The organism is Arachnia propionica, from assembly GCF_003859805.1.
Classification (GTDB): Bacteria; Actinomycetota; Actinomycetes; order Propionibacteriales; family Propionibacteriaceae; genus Arachnia; species Arachnia propionica_C.
Window position 1 is genome coordinate 62743 of record NZ_RQZG01000006.1, and the last position, 20547, is coordinate 83289.

Genomic DNA, 20547 nt, shown 5'->3' on the forward strand with positions numbered 1-20547 from the left:
GTCCACGGTCCTTTTCCATGCCGTCACAATGGGTGCATGAACTCCGTCACCGGACCGGATCCGCGCTTCCCGGGGCTGCGTCCCGGCTGGTCCGCGGTCCCCGAGGTCATCCGCTGGGACCAGGACCTGCTCGTCGCCGTCGAGGTGCGGCTGGAGGATGCCGCCCGCGAGACGGTGGACCGGTGGATGCTCAGCATGACCCCGGACCCGGAGGGCTCGGTACCGCCGACGACCCTCGCTCTCATCGGGGGAGTGGCGGTGTGGCGTCGGGAGGACCCCGAAGGGATCGTCGTCTCCCTGCTTTCCGGTGGCGAGGACGGCCTCGACTCGGTGGAGTGGACGTGGGAGGAACTCGTGACGGCCTGCGGCCCGGGCCGCTGGGAGCAGCGGATCTACCATGAGGACGATGTCGCGGCCGCCGACGTCTTCCACAGGGAGGGCCGATGAGTGAGCTGGCTCGGCTCCAGCAGTGGTACCTGGACCAGTGCGACGGCGAATGGGAGCACGGCTACGGCATCACGATCGACACCCTGGACAATCCGGGCTGGAGCCTCGAGATCGAACTGACGGGCACGTCGGCGAAGCTGGAGGTGGGGCGGGAACTCAACCTCGACCGCGACGATGACGACGACTGGTACCGGATCTGGGTGCACGAGGATCAGGATCGCGGGACCCTCTCCCTGCTGGCCGCGTGCGGACCGCTCAACCTGACGGAGGTCATCGAGATCGCCCTCGAATGGCTGGAGTGACCGCATCCCGTCCCGGAGGATCATTCACCACCCAGGAACCGCTGGCCGAGTTCAAGAGGCCCAGCGCCCCGGAGCCGAGACCTCACCCGAGCTCCTTCAGGTCGTCACCGGGGACTCGACACGGGTCACTCACCGGCCGGTGTGAGCAGCGAACACACAACCCACAGAACAACCCTCCCGGGACACGTGACATGTCGCCTGCCTTGGATGGGGTTTGCCTGCCCTGTTTGGAATTGCCTGTCTTGTTGGACAGGCAATTCCAAACAGGGCAGGCGTTTCCTCCTCAAGACAGGCGAACCCGTCACAAGGCAGGCGAACCAGATCGGCCAGATCGCGACCGGATCGTGTCTCAGTGGGCCGCGAGGGTCCGCTCGACGGTGGCGCAGGACGGGCTGTAGACGTGCAGCACGACGCTGGTGTGGATGTTGCTGAGCCGCACCCGGCAGCCGTTTCGCAGGTCCCAGCAGGCATGACTGCGCTGCGGCTGCTTCCCGACGCTGGCCTTCCCCCACAGCTGGTTCAAGGCGCCGAGGGCCAGGGTGTGGGCGTCGTTGAGCAGCATGGCGTGGTCGCTGGTGGGTTCGGCCATGGCGTCAGTGATGCGGAGGCTGACGATGTCCACCTCCTCGCCGCCTCGGACCAGCGTCACCTGCGGATGGTTCAGACCGTGGTCGGTGATGACGACGCCGTCGTCGTCCAGCCGCCAGCCGAGCGAGAGACAGACCCGGTGGGCCTCGTCGAGGCCGAGCGGCCAGGGCTGGTCCACCCAGCTCGTGGCGATGCGGGTCACCTCATCGGTGGGGATCATGGTCATCACCGGGCCTCCTCGGTGCTGGGCAGGGCGGGCAGCCTCGGTGGGGAGTCGAGGTGGAAGCGCGACAGCTGGATCCTGCCATCGGTGCTGACCAGCACGTGGTCGTACTGGATCGTGACGGCACCGTCGGCGACGGCGGCCCGCAGCGCCTCACCCGCGGGACCGGACCGGCCGATGAGATCGACCAGGGCCGGGGCGAAGCGGTCGTCATGGTCCAGCAGGTGCTGCAGGTAGGGGCCGGTGCCCTGCTCGTAGCGCGTGCCCCGGATCGTGACGGTGGGGGTGGTCTCCCCCTCGATCGAGGCCTCGTAGAAGCTGACGGTCGGGGGATCGAGCAGGACCCCCACCATGCCGAGTCGTCCAGAGGCGGGCCGCGACGCCTCCTCGAGGAGGGGGGTCTCGTGGCGGGCCCGGATGAGGGCCGAGGTCGCCCGGACCTTCAACCCGGCATCGGCCTCCTTGAGCGCGGCCGCGGAACGGCGCTCAGCTGTGAGGGCGTTCAGGAGCTCCACCGACTTCTCGTACGGCAACTGTCCCTCGTCGACCAGCCGCATCACCTGGTCAAGCGTCTCATCCATGGACCCCAGTCTAGGGCGCGGTCCACACGCACCCACCGATGGGCACGAACCGCCCCTGTGACCCGCTCCGGCAGAACCTGCCGGTCGTGCACACCCACCTGGACGTCCGCAATGGCGGGATGAGCGACGGTGGCCCGCCCCGGAACCGGGACGGGCCACCGTCGCTCCATGCTCAGGCCTCGGCCTTGATCCTCCTGCCCAGGACCTCCAGCAGGTCGATCGCGGCCTCCGGGATGTTGGTTCCCGGCGGGTAGATCGCATCGGCGCCGTTCTCACGGAGCTCGTCGAAGTCCTGGCTCGGGATCACCCCGCCCACGACCACCATGATGTCCTCACGGCCCAGCTTGTCCAGCTCACGACGCAGCTCGGGCACCAGGGTCAGGTGACCGGCCGCCAGCGAGGAGGCACCCACGACGTGCACGTCGGACTCGACGGCCTGCCGGGCGACCTCCTCCGGGGTCTGGAACAGCGGGCCGACGTCGACGTCCATGCCGAGGTCGGCGTAGGCCGTCGCGATGACCTTCTGGCCACGGTCGTGACCGTCCTGGCCCATCTTCGCGATGAGGATGCGGGGACGACGCCCCTCCTCCTTCTCGAAGGCCTCGACCAGCTCGCGGGCCCGCTTCACGCTCTCGGAGGTACCGGATTCCTTGTTGTACACACCGGAGATGGTACGGATCTGGGCGGTGTAGCGCCCGAAGACCTTCTCCAGGGCATCCGAGATCTCACCGACGGAGGCCTTCGCGCGGGCCGCGTCGATGGACACCTTCAGCAGGTTCCGGTCGGGATCGGTCGGATCGGGGTTCGCAGCAGCCCACGAGACGCGCTCCAGCATCTCCTGGGTGACGGCCTCGTCGCGCTCGGCGCGCAGCCGCTCCAGCTTCGCGATCTGCGACGCCCGCACCGCGCGGTTGTCGACCTTGAGGACCTCCAGCTCGTCCTCGTGCTCCAGCTGGAACTTGTTGACCCCGATGACGGGCTGGCGGCCGGAGTCGATCCGGGCCTGGGTACGGGCCGCGGCCTCCTCGATGCGCATCTTCGGGATGCCCTGCTCGATGGCCTTCGCCATGCCACCGGCCTGCTCCACCTCCTGGATCCGCTCCCACGCCTTGCGGGCGAGCTGCTCGGTGAGCTTCTCGACGTAGGCCGACCCGGCCCACGGGTCCACCGTCTTCGTCGTGCCCGACTCCTGCTGCAGGAACAGCTGGGTGTTGCGGGCGATCCGCGCGGAGAAGTCCGTCGGCAGCGCGATCGCCTCGTCGAGGGCGTTGGTGTGCAGCGACTGCGTGTGACCCTGGGTGGCCCCCATCGCCTCGATGCAGGTCCGCACCACGTTGTTGTAGACGTCCTGCGCCGTCAACGACCAGCCGGAGGTCTGCGAGTGGGTGCGAAGGCTCATCGACTTCGGGTTCTTCGGGTCGAAACCGCGCACCAGGCGCGCCCACAGCATGCGGGCCGCGCGCATCTTCGCGACCTCCATGAAGAAGTTCATGCCGATGGCCCAGAAGAACGACAGCCGCGGCGCGAAGGCGTCGACGGTGAGCCCGACGGACTCGCCCGCACGGATGTACTCCACACCGTCGGCCAGCGTGTAGGCCATCTCGATGTCCGCCGTCGCCCCGGCCTCCTGCATGTGGTAGCCGGAGATGGAGATGGAGTTGAACCGCGGCATGTTCGCGCTGGTGTAGGCGAAGATGTCCGCGATGATCTTCATCGACGGCTGCGGCGGGTAGATGTAGGTGTTGCGGACCATGAACTCCTTGAGGATGTCGTTCTGGATGGTCCCCGCCAGCTGTTCCGGCTTGACGCCCTGCTCCTCGGCGGCGACGACGTAGAGCGCCAGCACCGGCAGCACCGCGCCGTTCATCGTCATCGACACCGACATCTGGTCGAGCGGGATGCCGTCGAACAGTTGCCGCATGTCGAGGATCGAGTCCACGGCCACACCGGCCATGCCGACGTCACCGCTGACCCGCGGGTGATCCGAGTCGTAGCCGCGGTGCGTGGCCAGGTCGAAGGCGATCGACAGACCCTTCTGACCGGCGGCCAGGTTGCGGCGGTAGAAGGCGTTCGACTCCTCGGCGGTGGAGAAACCCGCGTACTGGCGGACGGTCCACGGCTGGTTGACGTACATCGTCGCGTAGGGGCCACGCAGGAACGGGGCGATGCCCGGGCGGGTGCCCAGGAAATCCAGCCCGGCCAGGTCCTCGGAGCCGTACAGCGGCGGCACGAGGATGTGCTCCGGTGTCTGCCACCCGGCGGAGTGTCCGACGTGGTGGAAGTGGTCCTCGAACTGGGTCTTGGCGTCGGCGGGGATGCCCTCGCCGCTCAGCGGGACCTCGTTGAAACGGGGAATGGTGGTCATCTCTCAGGCCTCCAGCTTGTCCAGGGTGGCGGCGAGCAGCTCCACCACGTTCATACCGTCGAAGACGTTGCCGTCCACGACCTCCTTGATTGCGGCCTCGTCGGCACCCAGTTCCTTGAACTGGCCGGCGACCCGGACCTCCTCGGCCCCGGCCTCCTTGAGGGCCCTCGCGACGGTGAGTCCGTGCTCGGCGTAGACCTTCGCGCTGGAGCACAGCACCGCGATGGTGGTGTCCGCCTGCTTCAGGGCCTCGACGAAGACCTGCGGGTCGGTGCCCTCCGCGATGACGGTGTCGATGCCGCCGACGTGGTACAGGTTCGAGGTGAAGCCCTCCCGGCCACCGAAGTCACGGCGGGTACCGAGGCAGGCCAGCAGCACCGTCGGGCGCTTGGCCGCTGCGGCCGAGCGGTCACGCAGTGCCTCGAAGACCTCGGAGTCGCGCACGAACGGGATCCCTCCCAGCTCCGGGGCCTGGGGTCGGGGTGTGCGCTCCAGCAGCTCCTCGGTGTGGTTCGGGAACATCGAGACGCCGGTGAGCGGCAGCTTGCGCGTCGCCAGGAGCGCTGCGCGCGCCTCGTTGGTGGCCGCCAGCTGGGATGCGACGACACCGTCGGCGACGGCCTTGGCCATGCCCGCTTCGTCGAGCTGGCCGAACAGCTCCCAGGCCTTCTCCGACAGCTGCTGCGTCATGGACTCGACGAACCAGGCCCCACCGGCGGGGTCGTTGACCCGGCCGATGTTCGACTCCTCGGCCAGCAGGATCTGGGTGTTGCGGGCGATGCGACGGCTGAGGTCGTTCGGCAGGCCGATCGCGGCGTCGAGCGGCAGCACCGTGATGGTCTCGGCCTGGCCGACGGCTGCGGCGAAGGCCGAGATGGTGCCGCGCAGCACGTTGACGTAGGCGTCGTCGCGGGAGGTCTCACGCAGCGAGGTGACGGCGTGCTGGACCGCGCCCCGGTGTTCCGGGCTGACCCCCAGCACCTCGCCGACCCGGGCCCACAGGGCACGCAGCGCGCGCAGCCGGGCGATGGTGATGAACTGGTCGGTGTTCGCGGAGACGCGGAAGGCGATCCTGTCGAACGCCTCGTCGACACCCAGGCCGAGCTCGGTGAGGGCCCGGACGTACTCGACGCCGGTGGCCAGTGCGTAGGCCAGCTGCTGCACGTCGCCGGCCCCCATCGAGTCGTAGCGCCAGGCGTCGACGACGAGCGGCCTGAGGCCGGGGAACGGCTTGGCGAGCTCGACGGCCTCCGCCACCACCGACTGGTCGGGCAGGCCACCGTTCATCGCGGCGAAACCGATGGGGTCGATGCCGAGGCTGCCGCGGATGTTCTCCTTGCCAGAGGCCTTCAGCACCTCGACCAGGGCGCGGGCGGCGGCCAACTCGTCGGTGTTGGACGACACGTGCACCGGGGCCAGGTCGAACAGGACGTCACCCAGGACGTCCGAGAGCTTGTCGGCGGGCACCGCGTCGGGGTCGATCCGCACCCACACGGCCGAGGTGCCGCGTTCCAGGTCCTCGTCGACGGCCCTGCGGGCGGCGGCGACATCCGGGTCCTCGACGAGCTGGGCGATGAACCAGCCCTCGTCCATCTCGCCGGTACGTACCGTCGTGCCACGCGTGAAGGGGGCGACACCGGGGTAGCCGATCTCCTCGGCCCCGTCCTCCAGCGTGTAGAGGGGCTTGATGACCAAGCCGTCGACGGTCGTGCTGGTCAGGCGCTTGTAGGCCTGCTCGATGCTCAGTTCCTTGCCCTCCGGGCGCTTCCGGTTGAGGACCTTCAGCACCTCCTTCTCCCACGCCTCAAGCGTCGGGGTGGCGAAGTCGGCAGCCAGGCTGAGGTCGGCTGCGCTTGATTCTTCTGCGCTCATGCTCTCCATCCATATCGGTCTGACGAGCCCCGGAAGGCGTTCCGGGACACCGGGTCCCAATGAGTCAACACTAGCCCAGTGGTGCAGTTGTGCGTCGCGGGGGTGAGCTTTTGGAGACCGGGTCCCGCCCTGCAAGGGCAAATGGTCCAACCAATGGGGTTCGGCGGGCGACAGGCGGTGTGGTCCGTGGGGTCGGCCGCTGGGGCGGCTGCATGTATTGTGTCGTGGCGACGGAAATTATCGAGAGGGCGACAATGAGCGGACTTCATGAGGTGCGGGCCGACCACGACCGCGACACCATCGTCATGTACCAGGCATACTCCCCGGTGATCGCCGACGCAGCCCTCAGGGCTGGCCAGTTCGTCGCCCCCTTCAGCTTCCACCGGATGACCTGGATCAAACCTTCGTTCCTGTGGCTCATGCACCGAAGCAATTGGGGGCGCAAATCCGGCCAGGAACGGATCCTGGCGGTTCGGATCACCCGCAGCGGATGGGAGGGGGCGCTGGGCAAGGCCGTGCTGACCGACGCCCACCCGGACGCCCTGTCGGCCGCCGAGGTCCACGTCCAGTGGGACCCGGAACGTTCCCTCAGAGGAGCGGCCCTCAACCACTACAGCATCCAGGTCGGGATCAGCCGCCACCTCATCCGCACCTTCGTCGACGACTGGGTGGTCGGGATCACCGACCTCACGGGTCGCGCCCGAAGGATCGCCGACCTCGTCCAGGGTGGCCGCGCCGCGCAGGCCACACGGCTCCTGCCGCCCGAGAGGCCCTACCCCCTGCCCGAGGACATCCTTCGACGCATCATCCCGGGTCAGGGGTCCAGGAGGGCCAAGGGGGCCACGACCACGCCGTCCGGCCGACGGTAGGCGTGAGGGCCGGTGGTCACCACCACTCGATTGACCAGTCGGTCGCCGAGCTTTGACCGCAGCCAGTTGAGATGCCGGACGTCGTGGTCGCTCACGCTGCTCGCGAGCTTCACCTCGACGGCAACCACGCGTCTGTTCTGTCCCTCGACGATCAGGTCGATCTCCCGGGTGGTGTCCTTCGTGCGCAGGTGCCCGATCCGTGCATCGACGACGTCGGCGTAGACGTGCAGACTCTGCGTGGTCAAGGACTCGAACAGCGCACCGAGCCAGGTGCTCGTGGCACCCACCGTCCGATTGTCCTCGCCCCTGAGCAGCCCATCTCGGAGCGGCGGGGGTCGTGCACCAACTGGCGGGTTGCTTGCGCGAAGTCGCGATGTCAACGCTGCCATCGAAGCAGAACGGCGATTCGTGCCCGGTGGGGGCGGGAGCGGGTTCGGGTGGGGCGGTTGGTGGGGCGGGTCAGCGGGTCTGCTGGCCCCAGTCCTCGATGGTCCAGCCGTCGGCCATCGAGCCGTTGAGGACGATCCAGGCGGTGTTCTCCAGCGGCGGGGCGTTCTCGATGCCGAACTCCGGCTGCTGGGCGAGTCCCCACACCCGCAGGGCCGCGCCGTGACTCACGATCGCCGCACAGGCGTGACCCCGTGCCTCGACCTCGGTGACCGCCGTGGTGAACCGGGTCATGAACTCCCGGGCCGACTCACCGCCCTCCAGCCTCGAGTCCACGTTCGTCGGGCTCCAGGAGGCCAGTTCCGCGACGTAGGTGCTCCAGTCCGGGCTCATCTCCTCCACACCTGCGCTGATCTCCTGCACCCCGTCGATCACCTCGACCTCGAGCCCCAGGGCCTCGCCGAGCGGAGCGGCGGTCTGCTGGGCGCGGGTCAGGACGGAGGCGAACACCGCCTCGATGGGTTCCTTGGCCAACCGGTCGGGCAGGGAAGCGGCCTGGGCGTGTCCCCGATCCGTGAGCGGTGCCCCCGGGAAGGCGGTGTCGAGGAGGTGGTCGACGTTGCTCTGGGTCTCACCGTGCCGGATCAGGATCAATCGCATGGAGTGATGGTAGGCCCTGCCGAGGGTGCCCGTCGGCCCACCGGTCTCGACATGTCGGAAAATCGACTTCTCGACCTCGGCGTGCCTCGTCGCGGTGGGGACACGCGAGGTGACCCCGCGTCCAGCCCTTCGACGATTCACGAAAGTTAACCACCCTGCGCCGCCGTCCATGAGGATGACACGCGAAATTCCGGCGTCATCCGTTTGGCCGGGAGGGCGGATTCAGGGCGCGTTCAGGGCCTCGGGGCAGCCAAGATGTCCTTGCCAGACATACAACTTTCATCATCCCGAGGGGCAGGTGTCCTGCCCCGGGGAAGAGGGGCAGGGGGAATACAGACCATGGCTCATCGCACCTACAGTCCGCGGGTTTCCATCGTCATTCCAACCAAGAACGAGGCGCGCAACCTGGAGGTCCTCATCCCGGACCTCCCCGATGTCCACCAGGTGGTGCTGGTGGACGCCAACTCCACCGACGACACCGTGGACGTGGCCCGACGGATGCTGGACAACCTCACCGTCGTCCAGCAGACCCGCAAGGGCAAGGGCAACGCCCTGGTGTGCGGGATGCACGCCGCCACCGGTGACGTCATCGTCACCCTCGACGCCGACGGCTCGGCCGACCCGTGCGAGATCGAGTCCTTCGTCCAGGCCCTGGTCGACGGCGCCGACTTCGCGAAGGGCTCGCGCTACCTCCCCGGAGGGGGCTCGGTGGACCTCACCCTGTTGCGTTCCACCGGCAACCGGTGGCTCAACCGCATCAGCAACCTGAGGCTCGGCACCCACTTCACCGACCTCTGCTACGGCTACAACGCCTTCTGGCGGGACATCCTCCCCGCCCTGAAACTTCCCGACCCGGATCAGCCGACCCCGGTCGACGGCAGTGGCATCTGGGGTGACGGCTTCGAGATCGAGACCCTCGTGGCGGTCCGGGTCGCCCAGGCGGGACTCGCCGTCACCGAGGTGCCCAGCTTCGAGCTGGACCGCATCCACGGTGAGAGCAACCTGCGCACCTTCGCCGACGGGCAGCGCGTGCTGCGCACCATCGCCGTCGAGACCCACCGGGGTGGCCGTGCCAAGCCGAGCCGACTGGTGACCGCCCCCGCTCGGCACCACTCGCCGGACTGCCGCCTGCGCACCCGCGACTGGGAGTCCACCACCTCCGCCATGGCTGCCTGAGGCCCTGATGAGCCACAGCGTGACCATCGTGGTCTGTGCCTACACGCTGGAGCGCTGGACGGACCTCCAGGAGGGGGTCCTCACGGCCGCCACCCAGCTCCGGGAGTCCGGGCGCGAGGGCCGGGTGCTGGTGACCGTCGACCACAACGCCGACCTGCTGGCCCGCGCCCGGCAGCTCCCCGACCCGCTCGTCGAGGCGGTGCCGAACGCCCGCCGTCGTGGTCTGTCCGGGGCCCGCAACACCGCCATCGAGATGATCGACACCGACCTGGTGGTCTTCCTCGACGACGACGCCACCCCGGAGCCGGGATGGTTGGCCGCGCTGCTCGCCCCGTTCGACGACGAGTCGGTCATGGTCACCGGCGGGGCGGCCGTGCCCCGCTGGCCCGACGGGGCGAGGCGTCCCCCGTCGCTGCCCGCCGCGACGGGGGAGCGGGGGGAGCTGGACTGGGTCGTGGGCTGCTCCTACCGGGGCATGCCCACCGGGCTCGCCCCGATCCGCAACGTCATGGGCTGCTCCATGGCCTTCCGCACCGAGGTCTTCGCCACCGCAGGGCTGTTCGGTGAGGACCTGGGGAGGGTGGGGAAGGTGCCCTACGGCTGCGAGGAGACCGAACTGTGCATCCGCGCCCGGATGAGCCACCCCGAGGGCCGGATCCTGTTCGAACCCGCCAGCGTGGTGCGCCACCGGGTCAGCCCGGACCGGCTGCGATGGAACTACCTGTGGCGTCGCTGCTACGCGGAGGGCATCTCCAAGGCGGCGGTGACGGAACGCACCTCCCGTCAGGTGGCCCTGGCCGCCGAGATGAGCTACACCACGAAGGTCCTGCCACGCGGCGTGCTGCGTGAGCTGGGCTCCGTGCTGCGCACCGGGGCACGGGGGCTCGGTGGTGCCCTGGCGATCGTCTCCGGACTGGTGGTCACCACCGTCGGTTACGTCGTCGGCCTGGCGGTGATCCGGAAGGACCGCTCCGCCTTCGTGGTCGAGCGACCCGCCCGGGGGTCGGTGTGATGACGACATGTCGACTGTGTGGTGCCCGGGCGCTGATGTCCGTGCTGGATCTCGGGGCCAGCCCGCCGTGCGAGTCGTTCCTGACCAAGGAGCAGCTCGACCTGCCGGAGGTCACGTATCCGCTGCACCTGAGACTGTGCCGGGAGTGCCTGCTGCTGCAGATCCCGGCACTGATCACACCGCAGGAGACCTTCGGCGGCGACTACGCCTACCTCTCCTCCTTCTCCACCTCCTGGGTGGAGCACGCCCGCCGTTTCGTGGACCAGGCCATCGTCCGGCTCGGACTGAGCCCCGATGACCTGGTGGTGGAGGTGGCCGCCAACGACGGCTACCTGCTGCAGCACGTCGTCGCCGCCGGGATCCGGTGCCTCGGCATCGAACCCAGCGTCAACTGCAGCGAGGCCGCCCGGGCGAAGGGGGTGCCGATGCTCCGGGCCTTCCTCGACGAGGAGGTGGCGGCCCGGGTGCGGGCCGAGAACGGCCCGGCCAGGCTCGTCGTGGCCAACAACGTCTGGGCGCACATCCCGGACATCATCGGCTTCACCCGTGGCCTGGCGGGGCTGGTGGACCGCGACGGCTGGGTCTCCATCGAGGTGCACCACGCCCTGTCGCTGATCACCCTGGCGCAGTTCGACACCATCTACCACGAGCACTTCCAGTACTGGAGCGTGCTGGCGGCCGGACGTGGCCTGGCCGCGGGTGGGTTGCGACTGGTGGACGTGGAGCTCCTGCCCACCCACGGCGGCTCCATCCGGTTGTGGGCGGTCCGTGAGGACTCCCCGCACCAGGAGCTGCCCTCGGTGGCGGAGGTGGTGGCGATGGAACGCGACGCAGGACTGGACCGCCCCGAGGGGTATCTCGGCCTGGCGGAGCGGGTGGCGCGCATCCGTGACGACCTGGTCGCCCACCTCGTCGAGGCCCGGCGGCAGGGACGTCGTGTCGTCGCCTACGGGATGCCGGGGAAGGGCAACACCCTGTTGAACTACTGTGGCATCCGTCCTGACCTGCTGGCCTACGGAGCCGACATGAACACCTTCAAGCACGGCCGCTACGCCCCGGGTTCCCGGATCCCGGTGGTGCCGCCGGAGCACCTCGTCGAGGATGCCCCCGACGACGTGGTGGTGCTGCCGTGGAACCTGCGGCAGGAGATCACCGCCCAACTCTCCGCGACGCTGCGGCCCGGGACCCGGCTGGTGTTCCCCGTGCCCCACCTGGAGGTGGAGGAGGTGGCACCGCGATGAAGGTGGTGCTGTTCTGCGGTGGTCACGGCATGCGGATGCGCGGCTGGGACGGTGAGGGGTTGCCGAAACCCCTCCAGCTCGTCGGGGACCTGCCCCTGGTGGTCCACGTGATGAGCCACTACGCCAGTTACGGGCACACCGACTTCGTGCTGTGCCTGGGGTACGCGGCCGACCAGGTGCAGCGCGCCGTCGACGAGGTCGTCACCAGACGGCCGGAGTTCGCGACCTGGCGGGTCAGGCACGTCCACACCGGGGAGGACACCAGCATCGGGCAGCGGCTGTGGCAGGTCCGTGACCACGTGGCCGACCAGGAGATGTTCTTCGTCAACTACTCCGACGTGTTGAGTGATGTCAGCCTCGACGCGATGGTCGCGCAGATGACCGCGGCACCGGAGGCGAGGGCCATGATGCTGGCGGTCAGGCCCCGGGCCTCCTACCACGTGATCCACCTCACGGCCGAGGGGCGGATCGCCTTCCTCAGCGAGATGGGGGATGTCTCGATGTGGGTCAACGGCGGTTACCTGATCCTGCGGCCCTCCTTCCTGGACGAGCTCTCCGACGGGGCGGACCTGCTCGAGGCCTTCGGCGTGGTCACCGAGGCGGGACACGCCCTGGCGCACCAGCACGAGGGGTTCTGGATGCCCGCGGACACCTTCAAGGAGCGGGCACACCTGGATGAGATCTGGACCGCTGGTCAGGCCCGCTGGGCCCGTCGGATGGAGATCGTGTGATCCTGCCGGAGATCGACCACCTGGCCCTGGTGGGGGCGCACTGCGACGACATCGCCATCGGTGCCGGGGCCACCGTCGCGATGCTCGGCCGCGCCCGTCCCGGGCTGCGGGTGACGGCGCTGGTGCTGACCGGGGCCGACAGCGAACGCGAGGCCGAGGAACGGGCCGCGCTCACCGAGCTGTGCGACGGTGCGGACCTCACGCTCACCGTCGCGGACCTGCCGGACAACCGGCTGCCGGGCCACTGGCTGGCGGCCAAGCAGCAGGTGGTGGCGCTCAGGGACGCGGGGGAGCCGGACCTGGTGATCTGCCCCCAGCCGGGGGACGCCCACCAGGACCACCGCCTGGTGGCCGAGCTGTGCGCCCAGACCTTCCGTCGCCAGCCGGTGTGGGGCTACGAGATCGCCAAGTACGAGTCGGACCTGCCCGTCCCCACCACCTTCGTGGCCGTCCCCGAGGAGTTCGTCCGCCTCAAGGTGGATCTCATCACCCGCTGCTATCCCAGCCAGGCACACCATCCCTGGTTCGACGCCGAGGCCTTCACCGCGCTCATGCGGCTGCGTGGCATCCAGTGCAACCGACGCCACGCCGAGGCCTTCGTCGTGCCGAAGACCCTCGTCCAGATCGGAGCCCAGTCATGAAAGTCCTGCTCACCGGCCACCAGGGGTACCTCGGGACCGTGATGGCCCCGGTGCTGCGACGTGCCGGTCACGACGTCGTCGGACTGGATGTCGGATGGTTCGCCGACCGTGTGCTCGGGCCCGCCCCCGACGACCCGCCCGGCCTGCGGGTGGACCTGCGGGAGGTCACGGCCCGGCAGCTGGAGGGTTTCGACGCGGTGATCCACCTGGCGGCGCTGTCGAACGACCCGCTCGGCAACCTCGCGCCCGGGATCACCTACGACATCAACCATCACGCGGCGGTGCGGCTCGCGGCGGCGGCGAAGCAGGCCGGGGTGGGACGGTTCCTGTACTCCTCCACCTGCAGCGTCTACGGCGCGGCCGGGGACCGGCTCGTCGCGGAGGACGCGACGCTCGCGCCGGTCACTCCCTACGCGGTGAGCAAGGTGCGGGTCGAGGCGGAGCTGGACGACCTGGCGGATGCCTCCTTCTGCCCCGTCTCGCTGCGCAACGCCACCGCCTTCGGTTTCTCCCCCAGGCTGCGGGCCGACATCGTGCTGAACAACCTCGTGGGACACGCCCTGCTCACCGGTGAGGTGCTGGTGCTCTCCGACGGCACGCCGTGGCGGCCACTGGTCCACGCCGCCGACATCGCCGAGGTGTTCATCGCGGTCCTGGCCGCGCCGACGGACCTGGTGCGAGGAGTGAAGATCAACGTCGGGAGCGAGGCGGGCAACGTCACCGTCGCCGAGATCGCCGAGGCCGTGGCCGCCGAGACCGGGGCGGGGGTCCGCATCACGGGTGAGGCGGGCAACGATCCCCGCTCCTACCGGGTGGACTTCTCACTGCTGCGGCGGCTCCTGCCCGGGCTGGGTGGGTTCCGTTCCATCACCGACGGGGTGAAGGAGCTGGTGGCCGCGTACCGCGAGCACGGGATGACCCGGCAGCGTTTCGAACGGGACTTCGTGCGGCTGGCCCGGATCAGGGAGCTGCGGCAGGCGGGCCTGCTCGACGACGACCTCAGGGCGGTTCCGTGACCACACCACCGGCACGGTGCCTGCTCTGCGGTGGCGATGACCTGGAGATCGTGCTGGACCTCGGCGAGCAGCCGTCGGTCCGGCACTGGCCGCTGCCCACCGACCCGCTCCCGGACCCGACCCATCCGCTGGCGCTCGGGCTGTGCCACGGCTGCGGTCTGGTGCAGCTGGAGCGCGACGACACCGTCGGGGCGGAGCTCCCGGTGCCCGAACCGCGGGCGGTGGTGGACCAGGCCCGGCAGGCGGTGGCCGACCTGACCCGGCTCGGCCACCTGCGGGGACGACGCACGGTCGTGGAGTTCCCGTCCCCCCACGGCGGGAGCTGGTTGCCGCACCTGCCCCTGACCCCGACCGAGGGACCCGCCGACCTGCTGGTGGACAACTTCGGCCTGATGCACGTCACCGACCTGCCCCGGGCGCTCCGGCAGCGCGCCTCGGCACTGGCCGACGGGGGCCTGGCGGTGTTCCTGATCCAGCCGCTCGGCGACATCGTGCGCACCCGTCAGTGGACCACGGTGCGGCACGGCCATCCCGGCTACTTCTCCCTCACCACCCTGGCGACGGCCCTGCGCACCGTCGGGCTGTTCCCCACCGAGGTGCTGCGCTACCCGCTGTACGGGGGCGTGGCGCTGGTGCTGTGCAGCCGGGACGGCCGTCCCGACGCGGAGCTGGCCCTGGCCATGGCCGCGGAGGAGGGACTGGCCACCCGGCAGGGGTTGGCCCCGCTGGCCGACGAGGTGACGCGGCAGGTCACACGACTCCGTGACTTCCTCACCGCACGTCGTCGTACCGGGACCCGGCTCCACGCCTACCCGGCCGCGTCGAAGGCCGTGGCGGAGCTCGCGATGGTGGGGGAGGCGGCGGCCGCCGTCCTCGCCGTCGGGGACGCCGCCCCCGCGAAGCAGGGGCGCTGCCTGCCGGGCTCCCGCATCCCGGTGGTCAGTCCCGAGGAGCTGCTCGCCGCCGATCCGGACGAGGTGCTGCTGTTGCTGCCCGAACTCCACCTGGAACTCCGGGAGACCTTCCCGGAGCTGGCCGACCGTCTCGTGACCCTCGACGAGGTGGTCATGGACGGAGACCACCCATGAAACGCTCTGGACACGCCAAGCAGAACCGTACCCGTCAGGGGCCGCCACCTCCCGGCCCGGCGGCCGGTCCCGGGCAGGCCCCGGCGGCCACCCAGCCGCCCCCGCCCGGACCCGTCACGAGCAGACCGACGAGGGCCTCTGACGCGCCCGAGCCGGAGATGCACCCGGCCGCCATCGTCGAACCCGCGGAGGCGACCGAACTCCGGGTGAACCGGGTGTGGCTGGGGCTGGTCGTCGCGATGCTCGGTGCCTGGGGGGCCGTCGGCACCCTCATCGGGGTCGAGGGAGGCCTCTGGGGGGTCGTCATCGCCGTCGCCCTGCACACCGTGCCGGGTGTCGCCATCGGGGTGATGGCCCAGTTCCGGGGCACCGACCTGGTGCTCTCCTGGCTGATCGGCAGCGTCGGGGTGCTCATCCTGGTCAGCCTGCCCGCCGCCCTGACCCACCTCTGGTATCCCCGCCCCATGGCCGCACTCATCCTGCTGGTCTCGGCGGGGGCCGCGATGTGGGGTGCCCGGCAGGAGTCCGCCCGGTTCCGGCTCTCCCACGTCGGTCTGGCGATGCGGTACTTCTTCCTCGGGCCGACGGGACTCGCCACCGCGGGTTTCGTCATCGCCGTCGCCACCGCCGCGTCCCGTCCCCAGCTCCCGGCACCCCACGGGGCCGCCATCGCGGCGGGACCCGTCTGGTTCCTCGGGCTGGCCGTGCTGGTCGTCGCGGTGTGCTGGTCGTTCTCCCGCACCAAGGGGCTCGGCTGGACCGTCGTGCTGCTGTCGATGGTGGCCCCGGTCAGCCAGGCCTTCATGTACGGCACCCCGACGGTGCAGGTCGCGGCCAGACACATCGGGGTGACCGAACTCATCATCCAGCAGGGTGGCCTGGACCGCACCCAGGGCATCTACCAGGCCTACGCGGGGCTGTTCTCCTCCGGGGCCCTCGTCCAGCAGGCCGCCGGCTGGGCCGACCTGCTGGGCTACGCCGCATTCTTCGGCGCGGCCTGGGCAGGGGTCAACTGCCTCGTGGTCGCCGCGTTGGCCAGGTACTTCGTCGACGAGGAGCGGGCCTGGTGGGCGGCACTGGTGTTCGCCCTCGGCTCCAGCCTGACCACCAGCTTCTACGCCCCGCAGGTGATCGGGTTCTCCTTCGTCACCGTCGCCTTCCTGGCGCTGCTGCGCAACACCGCCGGGTTCACGTGGTCCCGGGTGTGGTTGGCGCTGCTCATGGCGGTCGTCGTGGCCCCGACCCACCAGCTGAGCCCCTTCATGGCGGCCCTGGTGTGCGGCGCGCTGGTGTTCGCCCGGTTCATCAAGGGCTGGTGGACCCCGCTGCTGCTCGTCGCCCCCGCCACGGTGTGGGCGCTGCTGAACCGGGGGGTGCTCACCCGGTACGTGGAGGTCGACGAGCTGTTCAACATCCTGGCCAACTTCCGCTCCCCGGAGCGGCCGATCTCCACCGCCCTGACCCCGGACCTGACGAACCGGCTGACCTTCCTCGTGCCGTCGGCCGCGCTGGTCGGGATCGGGGTGGCGGCTCTGGTGGCGCTGGTGCGGTACCGGGGCCGGATGACGCTGGGGTTGCTGCTGGCCGCGGCGAGCCCCATCGGGTTGTTCTTCGCCTCCTCGTACGGCTCGGAGGGCATCTTCCGGGTGGCGCTGTTCAGCCTGCCGTGGCTGGCCATCCTGGGCTCGATCAACATGCCGACGACGGGGCGTCGGTTCTGGTCCGCCCCGTGGCACCCGGTGCGCAACCTCGTCGTCGTGGTGCTGACCAGTGTGTTCGTGCTGGGCACCACCGGGATGGATCAGACCCGGGTGATCAACCGTCACCACGTCGCCGCGATCCAGTGGCTGGAGTCGGAGGTCACCGACCAGGACCTGACCTTCACCCTCGGCTCACAGCTGGCCGAGCCGCTCCAGATCTCCGGGCGTCAGCAGTACTACATCGCCCGGGACCTGCTGCTGCGTGACACCTCGCACCCCATCTACCCGGCGACGACGGGGGCCGCCTACGACCCGGAGGAGGATCTCGACCTGTTGATGGGGCTGTGGCTGGCCGAGCCGGGGGAGCGACGTTTCGTGCTGGCCACCGACATGATGAAGAAGTTCGACGAACGGTACGGTCAGCAGCGTGTGGCCGACCAGACCCGGCTGGAGGAGGCGCTGCGGGCCCGACCGGGGGTGAGCGTGGTCCACGAGGGCCCCGGGGTGACCATCTACCAGCTGCCCGAGGGGGGTGCCCGATGAGTGCCGCAGTGGTGCTGATGGCCCACGACAAGCCGCGCCTGCTGCAGCGGATCGTCACCGCGATGGCGGAGCTGCCGGTCTTCCTGCACGTCGACTCCCGCGTGCCGCAGGAACGTTTCACCGAACTCACCGCGGGGCTGTCGGAGCGGGTGTCGCTGGTGGAGCGGCACGCCTCCGACTGGGCGACGATGGATCTGGTCATGGCGGAACTGGCGGGGTACCGGGCGGCGTTGGAGGCCAGCGATGCCGAGCACCTGATCCTCATGACCGGCTCCGACTACCCGCTGGCCCCGGTGACCCGGATCGTCGACCGGCTGGGCCGACTGCGAGGGGTGTCCTGGGCGGAGACCAAGGCCCTGCCCCTGTGGTACTGGGGGCCGATGGGGGGCTACGACCGGTTCATCTTCCGCAACCGGGTGCAGGACCGGAAACGGGTGTGGCACCTCGTGCCGAGGCGCTGGTTGCGGGGGATCCGACCCACCGGGGGGTCGCAGTTGAAGATCCTGGCGCGGCACCACGCCGAACGGCTGCTGGAGCTGGTGGACCGTCGCCCCGAGATCGTGGAGTACTTCGCGACGACCTGGATCCCGGACGAGGTGATGATCCCCACCCTGCTGAACTCCCCGTCGTTCGGCATGGACTGGGAGTCCAGCCACGTGCGCGGCAGGCACGCCTGGTACATCGACTGGGGCAAGGCCCCCAGCCCACACCCGGTGGAGCTGGGGATGGGGGACCTGGTGGCGATGCAGGCCGCCCGCACCCGCGACGTCGCCCCGGCGATGTTCGCCCGGAAGTTCAGTGAGGGCTCCTTCGAGGTGCTGGACCGCATCGAAGAGCAGATCTGGCCGCTGCCGTGAAGGCGGCCAGGGCCCGGGTGGGGCAGACCTCCGACCTGTTCGGTCGGGGGATGCTCTACGTCCTCATCTGGTCGATGCAGATGATCGTCGCGACGGTGGTCTCGCCGGTCCTGACCCGGATCTTCGGCCCGCCCGGGTTCGGCGCGTTGTCGGCGGCCATCGCGTTGTTCCAGCTGCTCATCGTCGTGACGGTGCTCGGGCTGGACCAGGCGCTGGTGGTGCAGCGCGTCGAGGACGAGGACGCCACCTCGGCCCGCAACCTCATCGCGGCCGGGATCACCATCGAGTTGACGGTGGTGGTCGTGGCGGCGCTCACCGCGCCGTGGTGGGCCCCGGTGCTCGGGTTCAGCTCGTTGCCCCTGGTGTGGCTGACCCTCGGCTGGGTCGCGCCCGGCGCGGCGGTGATGCTGTTGCTGTCCCTGTTGCAGGCCGAGGATCGGCTGGCCCGGTTCGCCACCGTCTCCCTGTTCTCCACCGTCGGTGGTCAGGTGCTGGGGCTGGTGCTGGTGTTCGGCTGGGAACGCACCCCGGAGGTCTACGCGCTGGGTGGGGTGATCGGGCAGGCGATCGCCCTGGTGCTGGGCCTGCTGTGGGCCCGCCCCCGATTCGCCGGGGTGGCGGACCTGGTGACGTTGCGGCGGGGACTCAGGCTCGGGGTGCCGTTGGCGCTGACCGCCCTGTCGGCCTTCCTGCTCAACGCGGGGGACCGATTCATCATCCAGCGGTTGCTCGGTCAGGAGGAGGTGGCCCGCTACCAGGTGGCCTTCACCGTCGGCAACGTCGTGGCCCTGATCCTCACCTTCACGAACCGGGCGTGGCTGCCCAGACTGGGCCGGGTCGCCGATGAGCAGGAGCGGTGGCGGGTGATCGCCAGTTCCCGGGACGGGTTGTTCCAGCTGGTCTCCTGGGCGGTGATCGGCATCACGGTGGCGGCCCCGCCGCTGCTGGCGCTCTTTGCCCCGGCCAGTTACCGCCAGGAGAGCCTCGTCGCGGTGGTGGCGCTCGTCGGTCTGGCGGCGTTCCCCGTCGCGGCCGCGGCCGCCAGCAGCCAGATGCTGGTCACCATCCGGTGGTCGACCCCGTTGGCCTGGGCCTCGGCATCGGCGGTGCTGGTGAAGATCGTGCTGACCTTCGTGCTCCTCGGTCCACTCGGCATCGACGGTGCCGCGCTCGCCACCTTCTGTGGTCTCCTCACCCAGGCGGTGGTGCTGCGGTTCGCGGTGCTGGGCCGCTATCCCCGGGTGCCCACGGGGACCGGGGTGTGGCTGCTCGTCGTGGTGACGGTGCTGCTGTGCGGGGCCTCGGTGCTGGCCCCGCAGACCATGGGCTGGCAGATCGGCCGGTTCGTCCTCGCGTGCCTGTGTCTGGTGCCCTTCGCCGGTGCCCTCATCCGGCTCCAACGCGCGGGCGACCCGGACCCTTCGCCCAGTACCACTGCCGCATCGCCCAGGCGCGCCATGTGAGCCTGGCCGTCAGCGGGGACAGCCAACGCTCGACGCGGGGGATGTGGTTCCTGGGGTCGGTGGCGACGGCGTGGAGGAAGCTCAGGTGGTCGGCCAGCTGCTGGCGGGTGTGGTGGGCGGAGAGGGACTCCGGCCACATGCGGAACGAGGCGAGGCTCTCCGGGGAACCGAACAGGTCTCCCCGGGTGAGCAGCCTGAGCCACAGGTCGATGTCCATGTCGTAGACGCGGGAGCCGTCGAATCCCCCGACGGCGTCGAAGTCCGCGCGACGGAACATCACGCAGGCCGGTTCCCCGACCGGGTTGATGCCGTAACGCAGGGTGGTGCGGGCCACGTCGATGCCGGTGCGTCGTCCCAGCAGGTGGGGCAGCCCTGCGGCGTGGGTGAGCACGGTGCCGGAGGCGTCGATGAAGTCACGACGCGAGGCGGCCAGGCTGATCTCGGGGTCCTCCAGCACCGCGGCCTGTGCCGCGAGGCAGTCGGGGCCGATCAGGTCATCTGCGCAGACGATCTTGACCAATTTTCCCCGTGACGCCAACACGGTTTCCTGCCAGTTCTGGGGCAGTGGAACCGCGTCGTCGACCCGGATCAGCCGAATTCGTTGATCATTGAACGATTTTGTGATGGCGGAGGTGTCATCGGTCGAGCCGTTGTCCCGGACCACGACCTCGAAGTCGTCATAGTCACTAGCCAGCACTGACTTCAAGGTGGCCGCCAGGGTGGCCGCCCCTTGGTGGACCGGTATGCAGACCGAGATGTTCGGTGTCTTCGTCATCGGGTTCCAG

20 protein-coding genes are annotated in these 20547 nt (G+C 69.7%); 13 read left to right on the forward strand and 7 right to left on the reverse strand.

Annotation, left to right across the window (positions count from 1 at the left end; all coding sequences use genetic code 11):
- Positions 1-36: 36 nt before the first annotated feature.
- Complete coding sequence (locus tag EII34_RS06585) at positions 37-447, forward strand: hypothetical protein (RefSeq protein ID WP_124844170.1); 411 nt, start codon at positions 37-39, stop codon at positions 445-447.
- A complete protein-coding gene (locus EII34_RS06590) occupies positions 444-749 on the forward strand; it encodes an Imm53 family immunity protein (RefSeq protein ID WP_124844172.1) in 306 nt (101 codons plus the stop codon). The genes EII34_RS06585 and EII34_RS06590 overlap by 4 nt, the downstream gene beginning before the upstream one ends.
- Before the next feature lie 349 nt (positions 750-1098).
- Here EII34_RS06590 and EII34_RS06595 read toward each other — a convergent pair whose 3' ends face one another.
- The 4 genes from EII34_RS06595 to mutA all read right to left on the reverse strand — a co-directional run bounded on the left by EII34_RS06595 (position 1099) and on the right by mutA (position 6387).
- A complete protein-coding gene (locus EII34_RS06595; protein ID WP_124844174.1) occupies positions 1099-1563 on the reverse strand; it encodes a DUF6301 family protein in 465 nt (154 codons plus the stop codon).
- Positions 1563-2141, reverse strand: a complete 579-nt coding sequence (locus EII34_RS06600; RefSeq protein ID WP_124844176.1) for a hypothetical protein — start codon at positions 2139-2141, stop codon at positions 1563-1565. Before EII34_RS06600 ends, EII34_RS06595 begins: the two co-directional genes overlap by 1 nt.
- 172 nt (positions 2142-2313) lie before the next feature.
- A complete protein-coding gene (scpA, locus tag EII34_RS06605; protein ID WP_124844178.1) occupies positions 2314-4506 on the reverse strand; it encodes a methylmalonyl-CoA mutase in 2193 nt (730 codons plus the stop codon).
- A gap of 3 nt (positions 4507-4509) precedes the next feature.
- Entirely contained in the window at positions 4510-6387 is a 1878-nt protein-coding gene (gene mutA / locus EII34_RS06610) for a methylmalonyl-CoA mutase small subunit (RefSeq protein ID WP_395858077.1), read from the reverse strand.
- A gap of 245 nt (positions 6388-6632) precedes the next feature.
- Between mutA and EII34_RS06615 the strand changes: the two genes are divergently transcribed.
- A complete protein-coding gene (locus EII34_RS06615; RefSeq protein ID WP_124844182.1) occupies positions 6633-7247 on the forward strand; it encodes a DUF4291 domain-containing protein in 615 nt (204 codons plus the stop codon).
- On the opposite strand, the gene EII34_RS06620 is transcribed toward EII34_RS06615, so the two are convergent.
- Positions 7193-7636, reverse strand: coding sequence for a DUF4143 domain-containing protein (locus EII34_RS06620; protein WP_124844184.1), 444 nt, complete (start codon positions 7634-7636; stop codon positions 7193-7195). The two genes, EII34_RS06615 and EII34_RS06620, sit on opposite strands and share 55 nt — an antisense overlap.
- Positions 7637-7706: 70 nt before the next feature.
- On the reverse strand, positions 7707-8294 hold the full coding sequence (locus tag EII34_RS06625; RefSeq protein WP_185711210.1) for a histidine phosphatase family protein: 588 nt from the start codon (positions 8292-8294) through the stop codon (positions 7707-7709).
- Between the two features lie 339 nt (positions 8295-8633).
- On the opposite strand from EII34_RS06625, the gene EII34_RS06630 reads away from it, so the two are divergent.
- The 10 genes from EII34_RS06630 to EII34_RS06675 are packed head-to-tail and all read left to right on the forward strand — an operon-like array spanning position 8634 to position 19762.
- A complete protein-coding gene (locus EII34_RS06630) occupies positions 8634-9470 on the forward strand; it encodes a glycosyltransferase family 2 protein (RefSeq protein ID WP_124844188.1) in 837 nt (278 codons plus the stop codon).
- A gap of 19 nt (positions 9471-9489) precedes the next feature.
- Positions 9490-10482, forward strand: a complete 993-nt coding sequence (locus EII34_RS06635) for a glycosyltransferase family 2 protein (RefSeq protein WP_185711211.1) — start codon at positions 9490-9492, stop codon at positions 10480-10482.
- Positions 10482-11723, forward strand: a complete 1242-nt coding sequence (locus EII34_RS06640) for a class I SAM-dependent methyltransferase (RefSeq protein WP_124844192.1) — start codon at positions 10482-10484, stop codon at positions 11721-11723. Before EII34_RS06635 ends, EII34_RS06640 begins: the two co-directional genes overlap by 1 nt.
- On the forward strand, positions 11720-12454 hold the full coding sequence (locus EII34_RS06645) for a sugar phosphate nucleotidyltransferase (RefSeq protein ID WP_124844194.1): 735 nt from the start codon (positions 11720-11722) through the stop codon (positions 12452-12454). Before EII34_RS06640 ends, EII34_RS06645 begins: the two co-directional genes overlap by 4 nt.
- Positions 12451-13095 (forward strand): PIG-L deacetylase family protein, encoded by a 645-nt coding sequence (locus EII34_RS06650; protein ID WP_124844196.1) that lies wholly within the window; start codon positions 12451-12453, stop codon positions 13093-13095. The genes EII34_RS06645 and EII34_RS06650 overlap by 4 nt, the downstream gene beginning before the upstream one ends.
- On the forward strand, positions 13092-14111 hold the full coding sequence (locus tag EII34_RS06655; RefSeq protein WP_124844198.1) for an NAD-dependent epimerase/dehydratase family protein: 1020 nt from the start codon (positions 13092-13094) through the stop codon (positions 14109-14111). The genes EII34_RS06650 and EII34_RS06655 overlap by 4 nt, the downstream gene beginning before the upstream one ends.
- Positions 14108-15199, forward strand: coding sequence for a methyltransferase domain-containing protein (locus tag EII34_RS06660; protein ID WP_124844200.1), 1092 nt, complete (start codon positions 14108-14110; stop codon positions 15197-15199). The genes EII34_RS06655 and EII34_RS06660 overlap by 4 nt, the downstream gene beginning before the upstream one ends.
- Positions 15196-17442 carry a hypothetical protein gene (locus EII34_RS06665; RefSeq protein WP_124844202.1) on the forward strand — a complete coding sequence of 749 codons (2247 nt, stop codon included), beginning with the start codon at positions 15196-15198 and terminating at the stop codon, positions 17440-17442. The genes EII34_RS06660 and EII34_RS06665 overlap by 4 nt, the downstream gene beginning before the upstream one ends.
- The gene (locus EII34_RS06670; protein ID WP_124844204.1) at positions 17439-18299 is read left to right on the forward strand and encodes a beta-1,6-N-acetylglucosaminyltransferase; all 861 of its coding nucleotides are present in this window, start codon (positions 17439-17441) and stop codon (positions 18297-18299) included. Before EII34_RS06665 ends, EII34_RS06670 begins: the two co-directional genes overlap by 4 nt.
- Entirely contained in the window at positions 18296-19762 is a 1467-nt protein-coding gene (locus tag EII34_RS06675; protein WP_260425067.1) for an oligosaccharide flippase family protein, read from the forward strand. Before EII34_RS06670 ends, EII34_RS06675 begins: the two co-directional genes overlap by 4 nt.
- Here EII34_RS06675 and EII34_RS06680 read toward each other — a convergent pair.
- The gene (locus tag EII34_RS06680) at positions 19686-20537 is read right to left on the reverse strand and encodes a glycosyltransferase family 2 protein (RefSeq protein ID WP_124844206.1); all 852 of its coding nucleotides are present in this window, start codon (positions 20535-20537) and stop codon (positions 19686-19688) included. The two genes, EII34_RS06675 and EII34_RS06680, sit on opposite strands and share 77 nt — an antisense overlap.
- Positions 20538-20547: the final 10 nt, after the last annotated feature.